Here is a 16,619-nt window from a genome sequence, read left to right as displayed (position 1 = left end):
TCACCCATTTCTACATTCCTATTTCTTTAATGGTAACACAAAACTGTACTTTATCTCACTACAATGTTAAATCTTTTAACAAAAAAGTTTGAAGATTGACAAACATGTGAAAGGTGGATCATTTTATGAATATCAAACCAAATGTTAGCCGAGTTGATGCATTATGTCGTATTACTATAGGTTTCACCGTACTTGCTTTGTCTACTTCAAAGCTAACTAAAAGGCCAAATGATGCCGCTTCGGTTATCGGAGCCATGTGTGGTGGTATGAAGGTGGCAGAAGGAATAACGAGGTTCTGTCCACTCACTTACTTGGTTGAACAACAAATGGGTAACATGCAAAATCAAACTAATAACCAGCATGAAAGCCACGATCAAGAACAAACTAATTAAACCATTATAAAGAGGCTGTCTCTATTCTAAGTTTTGACCCCTAGATAAAACAATATCTCATACGCGCTTACGATAGACGCCTAGATATACTGTGTGATTATCAATGGGGTCAGACTTATCAGACAACCTCTTTTCTATATCATTCAAACAGGAGGAATCCTTATGTTTAACATACAAGAATACGCAACAGATTCATTATTCATTTATGCTATGGTTATTGGTAGTATTGTCGCAATCATCTACTTTTTCATGAGGAAGAAACGCGCGAAATAGCCTTGTTAGCGATATCCTTACGATAGAATAACCCATCCTTACTTATAACACCAACTTGATCATAAACCCGTTGTTGCGCTTCAGATAATGACGGCTTTTTCGCTGCAACAAGTAAGACACGGCCGCCATTGGTCTTCCACTTGCCCTCTTCTTTTTTCGTTCCCGCATGGAAAACAAGGATATCGTCTGCTAATTTCTCAAGTCCATTAAAAACCGTACCTTTATCATATGAACCTGGGTAGCCTTCACTCGCAATTACGACACCTACTATCTCTTCAGCTGTCCATTCTAATGTAGGTGTTTTGCCTTCCAATAAGGAAATATACACATCTACTAAATCAGAATTTAACCTTGGCAAAACAACTTGTGTTTCAGGGTCTCCAAAACGTGTATTAAATTCAATAACTTTCGGTCCTGCTGATGTCATCATCAAACCCGCATATAAAATACCAGTGAAAGGAGTTCCCTCTTTAATTAATGCATCTGCTGTTGGTTGCAACACTTTTTCTACTGCTTCACTTACATCGTCACTTGAAAACTGTGGTACTGGTGAGTATGCACCCATTCCACCGGTATTAGGACCTTGATCTCCATCAAATGCCCTTTTATGGTCTTGGGCACCAACCATTGGTATTACCGTATCACCATGAACAAAGGCCATTAATGAAAGCTCTTCGCCTTCAAGGTATTCCTCAATAACAACTTGCTCACTTGCCTGACCAAACGCTTTCTCATTTAACATTGAAGAAAGGGCTTGAATAGCTTCTTCTTCTGTCATTGCTACGGTAACACCTTTACCAGCTGCTAAGCCGTCTGCCTTAATAACAATAGGAGCACCTTCTTTTTTCACATAAGCAACTGCCTTATCATAGTCCGTGAACGTCTCATAACTCCCAGTTGGAATATTGTACTTTTTCATAATTGACTTCGCAAAGGACTTACTTCCTTCAAGCATTGCAGCTTCTTTTCTTGGGCCAAAAATACGTAACCCTTCTTCTTGGAATCGATTAACGACTCCTCCAAGCAACGGTACTTCAGGTCCCACAATCGTTAAACCAATCTCTTCTTCCTTTGCAAATGCCACAAGGTCATCAAAATTATTTTCAGCGATTTGAATAGGTGTTGCTACATCAACCATGCCATCATTTCCTGGTGCCACGAAGACTTCCGTAACTTTTGGGCTTTGCGCTACTTTCCAAGCAATTGCATGTTCACGACCACCACTACCAATAATTAAAACTTTCACAATGGATCTCTCCTTCTCTTAGTGCTTAAAGTGTCTAACTCCTGTCATGACCATTGTAATTCCATATTTATTAGCCATTTCAATTGATTCCTCATCGCGGATTGATCCACCCGGCTGAATAATAGCTGTAACCCCAGCCTTACCAGCTAGTTCAACAGTATCTCCCATTGGGAAGAAAGCATCTGATCCCATAACAGAACCTTCAATTCGTTCACTTGCCTGTTTGATCGCAATATCAGCGGCACCGACCCGATTCATTTGACCTGCACCAACACCAACTGTCATTTGTCCATTTGTTAAGACAATCGCATTAGACTTCACATGCTTCACAACTTTCCAAGCAAGCTTCAGTGCTTCCCACTCCACATCTGTCGGCTTGCGATCAGTTGGAATCGAAAGGGACGCGTTATCAAGTCCAAAATGATCTTCCTCTTGAACAAGAAGGCCTCCGTGAATTGATGTTAGCATTGCCTCAGGTTGTTCCTTTTTGTCCATCGGCACTGTTAATAAACGTAAGTTCTTCTTCGTTTTTAACACATTAAGTGCTTCTTCAGTAAAGCCAGGAGCAATAATGATCTCGAGGAAAATTTCTTTCATTTTTAGAGCTGTCGCCTCATCAATTTCACGATTTGCTGCTACAATTCCACCAAAAATTGAAACCGAGTCTGCTTCATATGCCCGACCATACGCTTCTTCAATGGACTCACCTGTCCCTACACCACAAGGGTTCATATGCTTCACTGCAACTACAGCTGGCTCTTCAAACTCTTTTACAATTGCAAGAGCAGCATCTGCATCATGAATATTATTATAAGAAAGCTCTTTACCATGCAGTTGAGTTGCGCTCGCAATCGAACTTTGATCTGCTAATGGCTTCGCATAAAATGTTGCCTTTTGATGTGGATTCTCACCATAACGTAAACCTTGTTTTCGTTCATACGTAACTGTAAATGTTTCTGGTTCTTCTTCTCCAACTGCTTCCGTTAAGTACTCCGCGATAAGTGCATCATACGCAGCTGTATGTCTGAATACCTTTGCTGCTAAACGGCGCTTCGTTTCCCCAGAGACCTCTCCATTTGAAAATTCCTCAATCACTGTTGCATAGTCAGCAGGATCCACAACAACGGTAACATGATTGTGATTTTTCGCTGCTGCACGAAGCATGCTTGGGCCACCAATATCTATATTTTCAATAGCATCAGCAAATGTACAGTCAGGCTTAGCAATCGTCTCTTTAAACGGATAAAGATTGACCACAACAAGATCAATCGGTGAAATATTGTGTTCTGCTAATTGTTGCTGGTGTTCCTCACGCTCTCTCATCGCAAGCAGCCCACTATGTATATTCGGGTGCAAAGTCTTCACTCTGCCATCTAGGATTTCAGGGAAACCTGTAACTTCTGAGATCCCGATAACCGGAACACCCGCCTCTTGAAGAGCTTTCTTTGTACCACCAGTTGAAACTACTTCAAACCCTTGATCTACAAGTGCTTGAACAAATTCTACAATCCCTTCTTTATTTGAGACACTTACCAATGCTCTTCTTTTACTCATCATTTATCCGACCTCTCGATACTATTAAAAATTGTTTGTAATGTTTTTGGATACAATGTATGTTCGACTTCTTGTACCTTTTTTTGAAGTGTATCAGCTGTATCATTTGATTCAACTCTAACTGGTTCTTGAGCAATAATCGTCCCCGTGTCCATTCCTTTATCAACGTAATGAACTGTAACACCAGTAATTTTCACCTTTGCTTGAATTGCTTGACCAATCGCATCCAACCCTGGAAAAGATGGAAGTAAAGAAGGATGAATATTAACCATCCTTCCTTCAAAAGCCTCTAGCAGAGTTGGCCCTACCAGACGCATATAACCAGCTAGAACGATAAATGCAATTTCTTTTTTAGCCAATTCTTCTAAAATCGCTTGTTCAAAAGCTACCTTCGTTTCAAATGCTTTAGGATCAGCTATAAAAACAGGGACGTTAAACTTCTCTGCTCTTTCAATCACTTTCGCTTTTCGTTTATCGGTAACGATGAGGGCAACTTCAGCATCCAGAAGTTGGTTCTTCGTTGCGCGAATGATTGATTCAGCATTCGTCCCACTTCCTGAAGCGAAAATCGCAATTTTCATTACTCAATGCCTCCAATTGTTACGCCAGTTCCCTCTTCTACTCGACCGATAATATGGGCAGTTTCACCGTTTTCTTCTAACGTACGTAGCACTTCACTATGTTCTTCTTCAGGAACAACAAGCACCATTCCAATTCCCATATTAAATGTTGAGAACAGCTCTTTATCTGTTAGTTCACCGTACTTCTTTAAGAGATTGAAAATTGGTGGAACAGGCCATGCTCCGTTTTCAATGTTCACACTAACCCCAGCCGGTAACATACGTGGGATGTTCTCGTAAAAACCACCACCGGTAATATGAGCCATACCTCGAACTGTGTGGTTTTCTAAGCAGGCAAGTAACGGTTTAACATAAATTTTTGTAGGAGTTAAAAGCTCTTCCCCAAGCGTTTTTCCTAACTCTTGGATCTCATCTGTTAATGAAAAAGAGTGGTCATGAAGAAAGATTTTTCGAACTAACGAAAACCCGTTACTATGAAGACCACTCGAAGAAAGCCCAATAACAACATCACCTGGTTGAATCGACTCCCCGGTGATGATTTTTTGTTTCTCAACAGCGCCTACAGAAAATCCAGCTAAATCGTATTCCTCTTCACTATACATCCCTGGCATTTCTGCCGTTTCTCCACCGACAAGGGCACAACCAGCTTGCTCACAACCATCAGCAACGCCTTTTACAATTGCTTCTAAGCGTTCAGGCACTGCCTTTCCACAAGCGATATAATCTAGAAAGTATAAAGGCTCTGCTCCTTGTACCACAATATCATTGACACACATCGCAACAGCATCAATACCAATCGTATCATGGCGATCTAGCATAAAGGCAAGCATAAGCTTTGTCCCCACTCCATCAGTTCCTGAAACAAGCACAGGCTCCTTTAGGCCCAATGTAGATAGGTCAAACATTCCACCAAAGCCACCGAGAGACCCCATAACGCCAGAACGCTGCGTTCTATTTACATGACTCTTCATTCGCTCTACTGCTTCATACCCTGCTTCAAGACTGACTCCTGCTTTTTTATAAGCTTCTGACATTCTTCTTGCTCCCTTCTCCTCTAAACCTTTGCGTATGGATGTAATGTATCTGGATAAATTTCTGTTGGGTATTCACCAGTAAAACATGCTAAACATTGACCGCAGTTTGACGTTTCCTCAGACCTGCCGATCCCTGTCTTTAACCCGTCTACAGATAAAAATGCTAGCGAATCGGCTCCCATAATTTCACGCATTTCTTCTAACGAATGGTTAGCAGCAATTAGTTCTCCTGAATTAGATGTATCAATTCCATAAAAACAAGGATTCTTGATTGGAGGTGAGCTAATACGAACATGCACCTCTTTTGCTCCTGCTTCTCGTAACATTTTGACAATTCTTCTACTTGTTGTCCCTCGCACGATCGAATCATCTATCATGACAACACGCTTTCCTTCAACGACCCCACGTACAGCAGAAAGCTTCATCTTCACACCTTGCTCACGTAATTCTTGAGAAGGCTGGATAAATGTACGTCCTACATAACGATTCTTGATCATCCCTAACTCATAAGGAATGCCTGTTTGTTCTGCATAACCGATTGCTGCAGAAATACTTGAATCAGGTACACCAGTTACGACGTCAGCTTCTACAGGAGATTCAATTGCTAATTGCTTCCCTAAATTCTTTCTAGATGTATGAACATTAATTTCATCGACATTACTGTCAGGGCGGGCAAAGTATACATATTCCATACTACAGATCGCTCTTGTTGCAGAACCAGAAAATCTTGTTGAACGTAATCCATTATCATCTATAATGATAAGTTCACCAGGCTCCACTTCTCGCTCATACGTAGCACCAATCAAATCAAATGCACATGTTTCCGAGGCAACGACATAAGCATCACCAAGTCTACCAATTGAAAGGGGACGTAATCCATTTGGATCTAGCGCAACCAATAATTGCTTTTCATTTAAAACAGCTAAAGCATAGGCACCTTTTAACATTTCTAGTGCATTCCTTAGCTGTCCTTCAAGTGTATTGTATCCACTACGTTTAATCAGATGAGCGATCACTTCTGTATCAGAAGTCGATTGAAATATACTCCCCTGACTTTCTAGTTGATGCTTTACACTATTAGCATTCACTAAATTACCATTATGAGCAATAGCTAAGCTCCCTAGCTGCGAACGGAAGAGAAGGGGTTGCACATTGGCAAATCCCCCTCCACCTGCCGTTGCATAACGAACATGGCCAATCGCAGCATGACCAGATAGCTCGGCAAAATCATCAGGACTAAAAACATCATTCACAAGTCCTAATCCTTTATGAACCTTTAATTGCGCTCCATCGGATACAACAACCCCAGCCCCCTCTTGGCCACGATGTTGTAAGCTGTGAAGACCGTAATAAGTAAGATGAGCAGCATCCTTATGTCCCCAGATTGCAAACACACCACATTCTTCATTTAGGCCTTTGATTTCAGCAAACATGGAATGGCTCCTTTCCAAGCCTTAACAATTTCATCCTGAGATACTTCGAGGATGATCTCTTCTTCACTTGTTTTTATTTGAAGAGCTTTTGTGTCCGTTACCTCACCGATTTTTGTAGCAGAAACTAGCTGTTCAAATTGCGCTGCTTTTTCACTAGAAACTGTTACGATAAAACGAGTTTGAGATTCAGCAAACAATGCTGCTGTCTTATCACCAGATAGCGTAACACTCGCGCCAATTTCTCCAGATGTCATACATTCAGCTAATCCGACTGCAACGCCACCTTCTGCAACATCATGTGCTGATGCAACTAAACCAGAACGAATCGCTGTTAAGAGTTGCTTTTGCAATCTCTTTTCTAATTCTAAATCTAGCGTCGGAGCTTTCCCTGAAATTTCGCCCTCGACTAGCTTCTGTAATTCACTTCCACCAAACTCTGGCTTCGTCTCGCCAACAAGGTAGATCACATCTCCTGCTTGCTTAAAGCTTTGAGTCGTAATATGGTCAATGTCTTCAACAAGACCAACCATCCCTATGACCGGAGTTGGATAAATTGCTTCTCCTGCTGTCTCATTATAAAGCGATACGTTACCACCGATAACTGGAGTTTCAAGAACACGGCAAGCCTCACTCATTCCATCAGTTGATTTCTCAAGTTGCCAGAAGATTTCAGGCTTATCCGGACTTCCATAGTTCAATCCATCTGTTAATCCAAGTGGAACCCCACCAGAACAAACAACGTTTCTAGCAGCTTCTGCAATCGCAATTTGACCACCGACTTCTGGGTCTAAGTATAGGTAGCGGGAGTTACAATCCGTTGTCATTGCAAGTGCTTTTCTTGTACCACGAATTCGGACAACAGCTGCATCAGAACCTGGCTCAACTACTGTGTTAGTTTGCACCATGTAATCATATTGATCGTAAACCCATTCCTTACTAGCAATCGTAGGCTGGGCTAATAATTTAAGTAGTGTTTCTTTATAATCTTCAACAACTGGAGTTTTCTCTTCTAGCTGTTGGAACTTCTCATAATAAGCTGGAACGCTTGATGGCTTATGATAAACAGGAGCCTCCTCTGCTAGTGCATCAACTGGAAGGTCTGCCACAACTTCTCCTTTATGAAGAAGACGCAAGCGCTTATCATCCGTTACATGACCAACCTCAGCAGATAGCAATCCCCAGCGATCAAAAATCTCTTTAATTTCTTGTTCACGACCTTTTTTCACGACGATTAACATACGCTCTTGGGATTCAGACAACATCATCTCATACGGCGTCATGCCTTGCTCACGCTGTGGAACTAAATCTAGATTCATTTCAATCCCAGACCCAGCCTTACTTGCCATCTCAGCTGAAGAAGATGTAAGACCAGCAGCACCCATATCTTGAATTCCAACAAGAGCATCATTTTGAATAAGTTCTAAACAAGCTTCAAGCAAAAGCTTCTCCATAAAAGGATCTCCAACTTGAACAGCTGGACGTTTTTCATCCGAATCTTCACCAAGCTCCTCAGATGCAAATGTTGCTCCGTGGATTCCGTCACGTCCCGTACTTGCTCCAACATACATAACCGTGTTGCCAACACCTTTTGCTTGACCTTTTTGAATATCTTTATGATCGATTAAGCCAACACACATTGCATTTACAAGTGGATTTCCTTCATAACAAGGATCAAATTGGATTTCTCCTCCTACTGTTGGAACTCCCATGCAGTTACCGTACCCAGCAATTCCTGCTACAACCTCTTCAAATAAATAACGTACACGAGGAGATGTTAACTCCCCAAAACGTAAGGAGTTTAGTAACGAAATTGGACGGGCTCCCATTGAGAACACATCACGGAGAATACCTCCAACACCAGTTGCAGCACCTTGGTACGGCTCGATAGCAGAAGGGTGGTTATGACTTTCAACTTTAAACACTACTGCTTGTTCATCACCGATATCAATAATCCCCGCTCCTTCTCCAGGTCCTTGCAAGACACGCTCTCCTTCTGTAGGGAACTTTTTCAAAAGAACTTTTGAATTTTTATAGCTACAATGTTCAGACCACATTACGGAGAAAAGACCTGTTTCCGTATAATTTGGTGTGCGACCTAGAATGTCTTCAACCATTGCAAACTCTTCATCAGTTAAACCCATTTCCTTATAAAGCTTCTCCTCTTTCACACGCTCAGCTGTTGGTTCAAGAAGTAGTGACATGAGATTCCCTCCAATTTCGTACGATCGATTGAAATAAACATAAGCCATCTGCACTGCCTAGTAACGATTCTACTGCGCGTTCAGGATGTGGCATCATTCCTAGTACATTTCCTTCTTCATTAATAATCCCAGCAATATCACCTTTTGAACCATTGATCGGTTCAGCATATCTAAACACAACTTGGTTGTTTTCTTCTAACGTTTTTAATGTTTGTTCATCACATTCATAGTTCCCTTCACCATGAGCAACCGGGACTGAAATCACTTCACCTTTGCTGTAAGCACCAGTAAACATCGTTTCATTGTTCGCAACAACAAGATCAACTGGGCGACAAATGAACTTCAATCCATCATTTCGCTTCATAGCACCAGGAAGCAAACCTAATTCTAGTAACATCTGAAATCCATTACAAACTCCAAGTACAGGCTTTCCCTCTTCTGCGAACTTTTTCACTGCATCCATGATAGGAGAGAAACATGCAATCGCACCGGTACGTAGATAGTCACCATATGAGAAGCCTCCAGGTAAGAGAACTCCATCGAAACCATCTAGAGATGTCTCATCATAACGAACGTACTCTACCTCTTCTTGTAGGGCATCCTGAATCGCAAAGTACATATCTGAATCACAGTTTGAGCCAGGAAATACAATTACCGCAAACTTCATGAAGGAACAACCTCCTCAATTTCATAACGATAATCTTCAATCACTGTATTAGCTAATAATTTTGAACACATCTCATCAATACGTTGTTCAACATTATCTGTATTGTTCAACGTTAACTCCATATATTTTCCGATACGAACTTCTTCTACTTCTTTGTAGTCCATTGTATGAAGTGCACGTTTTACAGCTCCTCCTTGTGGATCTAATACACTTTCTCGTAACGTAACATAAACTTTTACTTTGTACATGATGCGCCTCCTAAGCGTGATAAAATTTCTTGGTAACCTTCTTGTAAGTTTCCTAAATTTCTTCTAAATATATCTTTATCAAAACGTTGATTCGTTTCCTTATCCCATAGACGACAAGTATCTGGAGAGATTTCATCTGCTAGTAAAAGTTCACCTTCATTTGTTCGGCCAAACTCTAGTTTGAAATCAACTAAACGAATATTCATATTGTCAAATAAGTGAATCAGATGTTTATTTACTTCTAATGCTTTCTCTTTTAAAACTGATATATCACTAGTTGATGCTGCCTGAAGAACTTCAATATGATCTTCCGTAACAAGAGGATCCCCGAGCGCATCATCTTTGTAATAAAATTCAACAAATGGTTGCTCAAGTTCTGTGCCTTCCTCAATACCGAGACGCTTTGCCATACTACCGGCTATTACGTTTCGCACGACCACTTCAAGAGGGACAATCTCAACTTTTTTTACAAGTTGTTCGGTTTCCGAAAGCCGCTTAATGAAATGGCTTTCGATTCCATTTTCTTGCAAGTAAGAAAAGATTAACGTCGTAATCTCATTGTTTAATCTTGCTTTCCCTTCAAGAGTCTCTTTTTTCTCACCGTTAAATGCCGTTGCATCATCTTTATATTTTACCCAAAGCTCATCTTCATTCATCGTTTGATAGATTTGCTTGGCTTTACCCTCATATAGCAAGACGCCTTTTTTCATGGACAGCCCTCCACATACTGAAATATTGGAATATTCTATTTAAAGGAGGGATGAACCCTCTTTTATGTTTTTCTTTTATCTTTCAAGTCCTACTCTTGTAAAAATTGTATCTACGTGCTTAAGATGGTGCTCATAGTTGAAGCATTCTTCAATCTCATTGGGAGTTAGAACATTTGTAATTTTGTCTTCTGCTTCAACTAACTCACGGAATTGGACGCCTTTCTCCCATGCTTCCATTGTCTTCGGTTGAACAAGATCATAAGCTTCTTCACGAACCATTCCTTTGTTAATTAGCGATAGAAGAACGCGTTGTGAGTAGATTAATCCGTATGTGCGAGTCATATTACGCTTCATGTTTTCTGGGAAGACCGTTAAGTTTTTAACGATGTTACCAAAGCGATTTAACATATAGTTCAATGCAATTGTTGCATCAGGCAGGATAATTCGCTCAGCTGATGAATGAGAAATGTCGCGTTCATGCCATAATGGAACATTTTCATAGGCTGTCATCATATATCCACGAACAACACGTGCTAAACCTGTCATGTTTTCAGACCCAATTGGATTACGCTTATGAGGCATTGCTGATGATCCTTTTTGACCTTTTGCAAAGAACTCTTCCACTTCTCTTGTTTCACTTTTTTGCAAACCACGAATTTCAACAGCGAACTTTTCAATTGACGTAGCAATTAATGCTAATGCAGCTAAGTAATCTGCATGGCGATCACGTTGCAACGTTTGTGTTGAGATTGGTGCTGCTTCAAGTCCTAGCTTCTCACACACATATTTTTCAATAGAAGGATCAATGTTTGCAAACGTTCCAACTGCTCCTGATAGTTTTCCAACTCGCACTCCTTCAGCTGCTTGTTTGAAACGCTCTAAGTTTCGCTTCATTTCTTCATACCATAAAGCTAACTTCAAACCGAAAGTAGTCGGTTCAGCATGTACACCATGTGTACGCCCCATCATTACTGTGTTCTTATGTTCTTTCGCTTTCTCTTCTAAAATTTTAATAAAGCGCTCAATGTCTGCTAGCAAAATTTCATTCGCTTGCTTTAATAAGTAAGATAATGCTGTGTCAACGACATCTGTAGACGTTAATCCGTAATGAACCCATTTTCTTTCCTCACCAAGTGTTTCAGATACAGCACGTGTAAAAGCAACTACATCATGGCGTGTTTCTTGTTCAATCTCAAGAATACGGTTAATATCAAAGCTTGCCTTTTCACGAATCTTTTCAACATCTTCTTTCGGAATATCTCCAAGTTCTGCCCACGCTTCGCAAGCGACAATCTCCACTTCCAACCATGCCTGATATTTGTTTTCTTCTGTCCAAATTGCTCCCATTTCAGGGCGTGTATAACGTTCGATCATCTATAAACAACCTCCACTTGTTTCTCTGACTTTTCCTGCTATTAAAGTACCTTTACTTGTTTTAGTCGCTCAACCTTTTGACAAGCCTCTTCCACTGTCTTTGCAGTTGCCGTGAGATGACCCATCTTCCTTTTCACCTTTGCCTCTTTTTTCCCATAGAGATGAAGTTTCACATCAGCTAACTCAGAGACTGTATTTAGAACACATTCGAGATCTTCACCTAAAATATTTTCCATTACAACTGGTGACCACAATTCTGTTGACCCTAGTGGCAAACCACACACAGCTCGAATATGCTGTTCAAATTGAGAAGTCTTACAAGCTTCAATTGTATAATGCCCTGAATTGTGAGGTCTCGGAGCCAACTCATTGGCATATAACGTACCGTCCTCAAGCATGAAAAGTTCAACAGCTAGTGTTCCAACAACATCTAAGCCTGTTACAATTTTGAGCGCAATTTGTTTTGCTTGTTCACATACTTCTTCATTAATTCTTGCTGGGACATGAGAACGAAAAAGGATGTTTTCTTTATGTTCATTCTCTGACACAGGAAACACTGCTGTTTCGCCATTTCTAGATCTTGTAACAATAACAGAAAGTTCTAAAGCAAAAGGAATCCACGCTTCAAGCACACATTCCCCACTTACAAGTAAGTCTTTGGCACCCTCTTTAAGTTGCTCAAGATCATGAACAACCTTTTGGCCTTTACCGTCATAGCCACCTTGACACGTTTTCAACACTGCTGGGAACCCCAATTGTTCGGCAGCCTCATTTATATCATCTAATGAACGAATCGCATGAAATGGAGCAACCGGAATACCAAGTGCTTGAATTGCTTTCTTTTCCTTTAACCGATGTTGAGTAATTCCTAATACCTTAGCCCCTTGAGGAAAATCAGCTTGTTCCGTAAGCCACTTTGCTGTTGTTTCATCAATATTTTCAAATTCATAGGTGATTACATCCGATACTTCAGCGAGCCTTTTAGCACCTGTTTCATCGTCGTATTTCGCTTCAATAACAATATCGGCAACTTGACCACACGGAGAATCTTCCATTGGTTCGAGGACAGCAATTCGATAGCCCATTTGCTTTGCTGCCGTTGCCATCATTCTTCCAAGCTGTCCACCACCAATGATCCCAATTGTCGCTCCCGGTTTCAGCACTTGATTCATAGTTGATCACTACTTTCTAATACAGCTTGTTTCGTTTTTTCTCTTCTAGCTTCTAATCTATCAGCCACTTCAGATTCATAAGCTCCTAGTACTTGTGCAGCAAGTAAGCCAGCATTTGTCGCTCCTGCTTTCCCAATAGCAACCGTTGCTACTGGAACTCCTCCTGGCATTTGTACAATAGAAAGGAGAGAATCAAGACCTTGTAATGCCTTTGATTGAACAGGAACTCCTATAACAGGTAAAGTTGTTTTTGCTGCAACCATCCCTGGAAGATGAGCTGCTCCACCTGCTCCAGCAATAATAGCTTTTAACCCTTTTTCTCTAGCCTCTTCGGCATATTGAAACATTAAATCAGGAGTTCGGTGAGCAGAAACTACTTTCTTTTCATAAGCAATTTCCAATTCATCAAGCACATCACAAGCTGCTTTCATCGTGTCCCAATCAGAAGTACTCCCCATTATTACACCAATTTTTGGATTCATTGTTTCTCTCCTCCATACTGTTTATCTCTATCTCTATTCAACTGCACAAAAAAGCGCAGAACAACTTTCTTGATCTACTCATTTACTTGAGAGAAAGGAAGCATTTCTACGCTTGTTAATCGATACTGAGATTAACTTCTCAGTACCTCCCACTTTCCCTCATAGTCCGACTTTTTACGGCAGTCGGGTAGAAACTTATGGACCATATTTCCAAGATTATATGAGGCTTATTTCGTTTTTCGTTCAATCTTATAGCTATATCTTACAAGTAACACACGCTACTGTCAACAAAATGTCGAACAATAAAATTCCATTAGTTTCTATCGTTCGCTTTCTACTAAAACTCCTTCAAAGATAATTTTCTGTCGAATCGGGACATATTCCTTATTTGAATTTACCGTTTCTTCTTTAAATATCGGCTTTTCCATACGTCTTATTGGTTGATATCCTTCTCTTTTCATACGCTCCAAACAAGCTTCGATTGTTTCTGATTCTTGTACTTCAAACCGTTCTTTTCTTTTTTTGGACAAATTTACCCCTCCATTTTTGTAATTATTCGTTCTATTATCATATCGTTCTATTTTAACTATAATCAAGGATAAGTTCACAAGGAGTAGTAACTAATCTTCGTAAGTTGGGATGAATCGACGACGTTTCTCGAATATGTCCTGGTAATTAGTAGCGTCTTCTAGTGCTCTTTCTTCCATTCGAATTCTTGTAGAGAGGACAATCGCATTGGCTACTGTAAAAATAATCGCTGTCCAATATGCTTGAAAGATCAATGGAAGACACGCAATTTCAGTTACGACAATTGTATAATTCGGGTGACGAAGAAAGCGGTAAGGGCCCTTTGCAACAACTTTAGCGCCAGGTAGAATCATAATTTTGGTATTCCAAAACTTCCCTAACGATGTCAATGCCCAAATTCTTCCTGCTTGAGCTATTAGAAATATGAACAAAGGAATAATTGCCCATATAACAAAACTTCTATTACTAATAGCTATTTCAAATAGTAATGATATGAAAAAGAAAACGTGCAATCCAACAATGTACTTATAATGTTCCTTCCCAACTTCATATCCTCCTCGATTGATGATCCACTTAGCATTGCGATTAGCAATTAACACTTCAACAAGTCTCTGTACAATCACAATTCCAATAAAAAAGTAAACCAATACCATCACTTTATCTCCTTCCATTGTAGTAGTACTAACTCAGAACAAAAGCCTGGACCTAATGCCGCCATTAAACCAAGGTCATCGTGATCGTGCTTTTGCAGCATGAAGTTTTCAAGCACATATAAGATTGTTGGTGATGACATATTCCCATGTTTTCTTAATATCTCTTTGGAAACATTGATCATTTGATCATCAAGCCCTAACGCCTTAGTGTAAGCATCTAACACCTTTTTTCCACCGGGGTGAGCAATAAAGGAAGAAATTCGATCCATTTGGAGCTCATTTTCCTCAAGGAAACTACCGACGTTCGGCCCTAACCATTCATCAATAATTGAAGGAATATCTCTTGAAAAAACGACATGAAGACCAGAATCTTTCACATCCCACCCCATTACATCTTCAGAGTTTGGCATTAATGTGGATTGTGTTGAGATAATCGTTGGACAGTGATCCCGGCTAACTTGGGCTAAAAGCTCGGATTGATCTCCAGCTACGAGTGCACATGCAACTCCATCAGCAAATAATGAGGTTCCTACAAGATTACTTTTTGAATGATCATTTCTCTGAAACGTTAAACTGCATAGCTCTACACAGACTACTAATACATTTTGTTTTGGGAAAGCTTTGCAAAACTCAAAAGCACGACTTACTCCAGCAGCCCCACCAGCACATCCAAGCCCCCATATTGGAATTCTTTTTGTATGAGCTGAAAAAGGAAGAACATTCATGATCCTAGCATCTAAACTCGGCGTGGACATTCCCGAACTCGATACAAGAATGATCGCATCAATTTCATTTGCTGCAACATGATCCTTCATAAACAATGGATTAGTAAGACAACTCTTTATAACCTCAACTGAAAAAGTCGTTGCAAGCTCAATGTATAAATCATTTTTTTCTTGTAGAGAATGGTCTGTTTCAAACCATTTCATCGGAACAGCAAACTGGCGCTCATCGATTTGACCATTGGCAAATACTTTTAATAAGCGTTCAATATCTTGAAAACTTTCATTAAACAGTTCTCTGGCAAAATCTGTTGTTTCCTCTTGCTTTAGTGTATAAGGAAGATTATATGTACTAATAGAAATAATTGAAGGCATCAGATGCACCCACCTTACTTAGTAATATACTGTTAGGTTCACCACTTATTGGTTAATCATGCACAGTTATAAAGGGTTTGTTCCGGTTCTATTATCGGTTCAAGAAATCATCTATATCTTAAGCTTGAATAACATGCTACCCAATAACTCATCTTAACAAAGAAGGAAAAGTTGAAGGGGGTGTAAAAATGAGCCAAAAACGCGAAAAAGGGTATAGTCAAAAGGGAAAGCCAACTAGTAACACAGTAGACCGTGTGATTGCAGCAGAGGATGTAGAGAAAGCCATTCATCCTACGAACAAGCCTCCTCGTAATGCAAATTAAGGTTGCCATTGTATAGAATTAATAACGTAAAAAAGATCTAGTCCTTTACTAAGACTAGATCTTTGTTTTAATAACGTCTCTTAATGATTCGATGATATCTTCCGGTACTTTTGCCGGCAACGACGTACTTCCTTGGAAAACCCACATATTTAAAATTTCAAGGTCAGCTTTGTTAAAAGTAATGCTGTAATCTTGATTACCGTAAGTAAAATCAACCGTCACCACTTCTTCTAGATCAAATCCGTCATCGATAATCATATTTTTCAGTTCATATGGCATCATTTTCCCTCCAGTAAACATTGAGTTTATTATTTAGTTAGAGTTTACTTTAGGTAATTGTTTATACATTTTATCGAACATATTTGTATTGAGTCAGTTGCTTCTTGGATCTGACGCATTTCAAGATGCTTTCTCACGATTTATCCATCCACTCATTCAAAGAAGATGCTGCTCCTTCAGTCTGCAGGTCTTCAACCTTTTGAGCGTAAAATTTATGCACATAAAAAAACACAACCCTATTGGATTGTGTTTTACTGCCTGGCAACGTCCTACTCTCACAGGGGGAAGCCCCCAACTACCATCGGCGCAAAAGAGCTTAACGACCGTGTTCGGCATGGGAACGGGTGTGACCTCTTCGCTATCGCCACCAGA

19 protein-coding genes, 1 rRNA gene and 1 riboswitch are annotated in these 16,619 nt (G+C 40.2%); of the genes, 3 read left to right on the top strand and 17 right to left on the bottom strand.

Features of this window, described 5'->3' with window-relative positions; all coding sequences use genetic code 11:
- Positions 1 to 125 precede the first annotated feature (125 nt).
- Both AC1FXZ_RS16730 and AC1FXZ_RS16725 read left to right on the top strand, forming a co-directional pair.
- Entirely contained in the window at positions 126 to 392 is a 267-nt protein-coding gene (locus AC1FXZ_RS16730) for a YgaP family membrane protein (RefSeq protein WP_480055715.1), read from the top strand.
- Positions 393 to 554: 162 nt separating this feature from the next.
- Positions 555 to 665: an EYxxD motif small membrane protein gene (locus AC1FXZ_RS16725; protein ID WP_480055713.1), complete on the top strand. Its 111-nt coding sequence runs from the start codon at positions 555 to 557 to the stop codon at positions 663 to 665.
- Here the strand turns inward: AC1FXZ_RS16725 and purD are convergent.
- The 15 genes from purD to AC1FXZ_RS16650 form a co-directional block, all read right to left on the bottom strand.
- Entirely contained in the window at positions 640 to 1,911 is a 1,272-nt protein-coding gene (gene purD, locus AC1FXZ_RS16720) for a phosphoribosylamine--glycine ligase (RefSeq protein WP_480055711.1), read from the bottom strand. The two genes, AC1FXZ_RS16725 and purD, sit on opposite strands and share 26 nt — an antisense overlap.
- An 18-nt stretch (positions 1,912 to 1,929) precedes the next feature.
- Positions 1,930 to 3,465, bottom strand: coding sequence for a bifunctional phosphoribosylaminoimidazolecarboxamide formyltransferase/IMP cyclohydrolase (purH, locus tag AC1FXZ_RS16715; RefSeq protein WP_480056062.1), 1,536 nt, complete (start codon positions 3,463 to 3,465; stop codon positions 1,930 to 1,932).
- Positions 3,465 to 4,046 (bottom strand): phosphoribosylglycinamide formyltransferase, encoded by a 582-nt coding sequence (purN, locus tag AC1FXZ_RS16710; RefSeq protein ID WP_480055709.1) that lies wholly within the window; start codon positions 4,044 to 4,046, stop codon positions 3,465 to 3,467. Before purN ends, purH begins: the two co-directional genes overlap by 1 nt.
- Positions 4,046 to 5,080, bottom strand: a complete 1,035-nt coding sequence (gene purM, locus AC1FXZ_RS16705) for a phosphoribosylformylglycinamidine cyclo-ligase (RefSeq protein WP_480055707.1) — start codon at positions 5,078 to 5,080, stop codon at positions 4,046 to 4,048. The genes purN and purM overlap by 1 nt, the downstream gene beginning before the upstream one ends.
- 20 nt (positions 5,081 to 5,100) lie before the next feature.
- The gene (purF, locus tag AC1FXZ_RS16700; protein WP_480055705.1) at positions 5,101 to 6,513 is read right to left on the bottom strand and encodes an amidophosphoribosyltransferase; all 1,413 of its coding nucleotides are present in this window, start codon (positions 6,511 to 6,513) and stop codon (positions 5,101 to 5,103) included.
- Positions 6,489 to 8,714, bottom strand: a complete 2,226-nt coding sequence (gene purL / locus AC1FXZ_RS16695) for a phosphoribosylformylglycinamidine synthase subunit PurL (protein WP_480055703.1) — start codon at positions 8,712 to 8,714, stop codon at positions 6,489 to 6,491. The genes purF and purL overlap by 25 nt, the downstream gene beginning before the upstream one ends.
- On the bottom strand, positions 8,698 to 9,381 hold the full coding sequence (gene purQ, locus AC1FXZ_RS16690) for a phosphoribosylformylglycinamidine synthase subunit PurQ (RefSeq protein WP_480055701.1): 684 nt from the start codon (positions 9,379 to 9,381) through the stop codon (positions 8,698 to 8,700). The genes purL and purQ overlap by 17 nt, the downstream gene beginning before the upstream one ends.
- Positions 9,378 to 9,629 (bottom strand): phosphoribosylformylglycinamidine synthase subunit PurS, encoded by a 252-nt coding sequence (purS, locus tag AC1FXZ_RS16685; protein ID WP_480055699.1) that lies wholly within the window; start codon positions 9,627 to 9,629, stop codon positions 9,378 to 9,380. Before purS ends, purQ begins: the two co-directional genes overlap by 4 nt.
- Complete coding sequence (purC, locus tag AC1FXZ_RS16680) at positions 9,617 to 10,339, bottom strand: phosphoribosylaminoimidazolesuccinocarboxamide synthase (RefSeq protein ID WP_480055697.1); 723 nt, start codon at positions 10,337 to 10,339, stop codon at positions 9,617 to 9,619. Before purC ends, purS begins: the two co-directional genes overlap by 13 nt.
- Positions 10,340 to 10,414: 75 nt before the next feature.
- A complete protein-coding gene (gene purB / locus AC1FXZ_RS16675) occupies positions 10,415 to 11,713 on the bottom strand; it encodes an adenylosuccinate lyase (RefSeq protein ID WP_480055695.1) in 1,299 nt (432 codons plus the stop codon).
- 41 nt (positions 11,714 to 11,754) lie between these two features.
- Positions 11,755 to 12,885: a 5-(carboxyamino)imidazole ribonucleotide synthase gene (gene purK / locus AC1FXZ_RS16670; RefSeq protein WP_480055693.1), complete on the bottom strand. Its 1,131-nt coding sequence runs from the start codon at positions 12,883 to 12,885 to the stop codon at positions 11,755 to 11,757.
- Positions 12,882 to 13,367 (bottom strand): 5-(carboxyamino)imidazole ribonucleotide mutase, encoded by a 486-nt coding sequence (gene purE, locus AC1FXZ_RS16665; protein ID WP_480055691.1) that lies wholly within the window; start codon positions 13,365 to 13,367, stop codon positions 12,882 to 12,884. Before purE ends, purK begins: the two co-directional genes overlap by 4 nt.
- 142 nt (positions 13,368 to 13,509) lie before the next feature.
- Positions 13,510 to 13,611, bottom strand: a riboswitch (purine riboswitch).
- A gap of 76 nt (positions 13,612 to 13,687) precedes the next feature.
- Positions 13,688 to 13,897 carry an NETI motif-containing protein gene (locus AC1FXZ_RS16660; protein WP_480055689.1) on the bottom strand — a complete coding sequence of 70 codons (210 nt, stop codon included), beginning with the start codon at positions 13,895 to 13,897 and terminating at the stop codon, positions 13,688 to 13,690.
- Between the two features lie 90 nt (positions 13,898 to 13,987).
- Entirely contained in the window at positions 13,988 to 14,548 is a 561-nt protein-coding gene (locus AC1FXZ_RS16655) for an isoprenylcysteine carboxyl methyltransferase family protein (protein WP_480055687.1), read from the bottom strand.
- A complete protein-coding gene (locus AC1FXZ_RS16650; protein ID WP_480055685.1) occupies positions 14,548 to 15,645 on the bottom strand; it encodes a type III polyketide synthase in 1,098 nt (365 codons plus the stop codon). The genes AC1FXZ_RS16655 and AC1FXZ_RS16650 overlap by 1 nt, the downstream gene beginning before the upstream one ends.
- A gap of 188 nt (positions 15,646 to 15,833) precedes the next feature.
- Between AC1FXZ_RS16650 and AC1FXZ_RS16645 the strand changes: the two genes are divergently transcribed.
- Entirely contained in the window at positions 15,834 to 15,968 is a 135-nt protein-coding gene (locus AC1FXZ_RS16645) for a hypothetical protein (protein ID WP_480055683.1), read from the top strand.
- A 54-nt stretch (positions 15,969 to 16,022) separates the two neighbouring features.
- Here AC1FXZ_RS16645 and AC1FXZ_RS16640 read toward each other — a convergent pair whose 3' ends face one another.
- On the bottom strand, positions 16,023 to 16,247 hold the full coding sequence (locus tag AC1FXZ_RS16640; protein WP_480055681.1) for a hypothetical protein: 225 nt from the start codon (positions 16,245 to 16,247) through the stop codon (positions 16,023 to 16,025).
- A gap of 256 nt (positions 16,248 to 16,503) precedes the next feature.
- Positions 16,504 to 16,619 (bottom strand): 5S ribosomal RNA (gene rrf, locus AC1FXZ_RS16635).

It is taken from the genome of Halalkalibacter sp. HAAS-P014, from assembly GCF_056619965.1.
The sequence above is the reverse complement of the archived record's forward strand: the minus strand, read 5'-3'. Positions and strand labels throughout refer to the sequence as shown.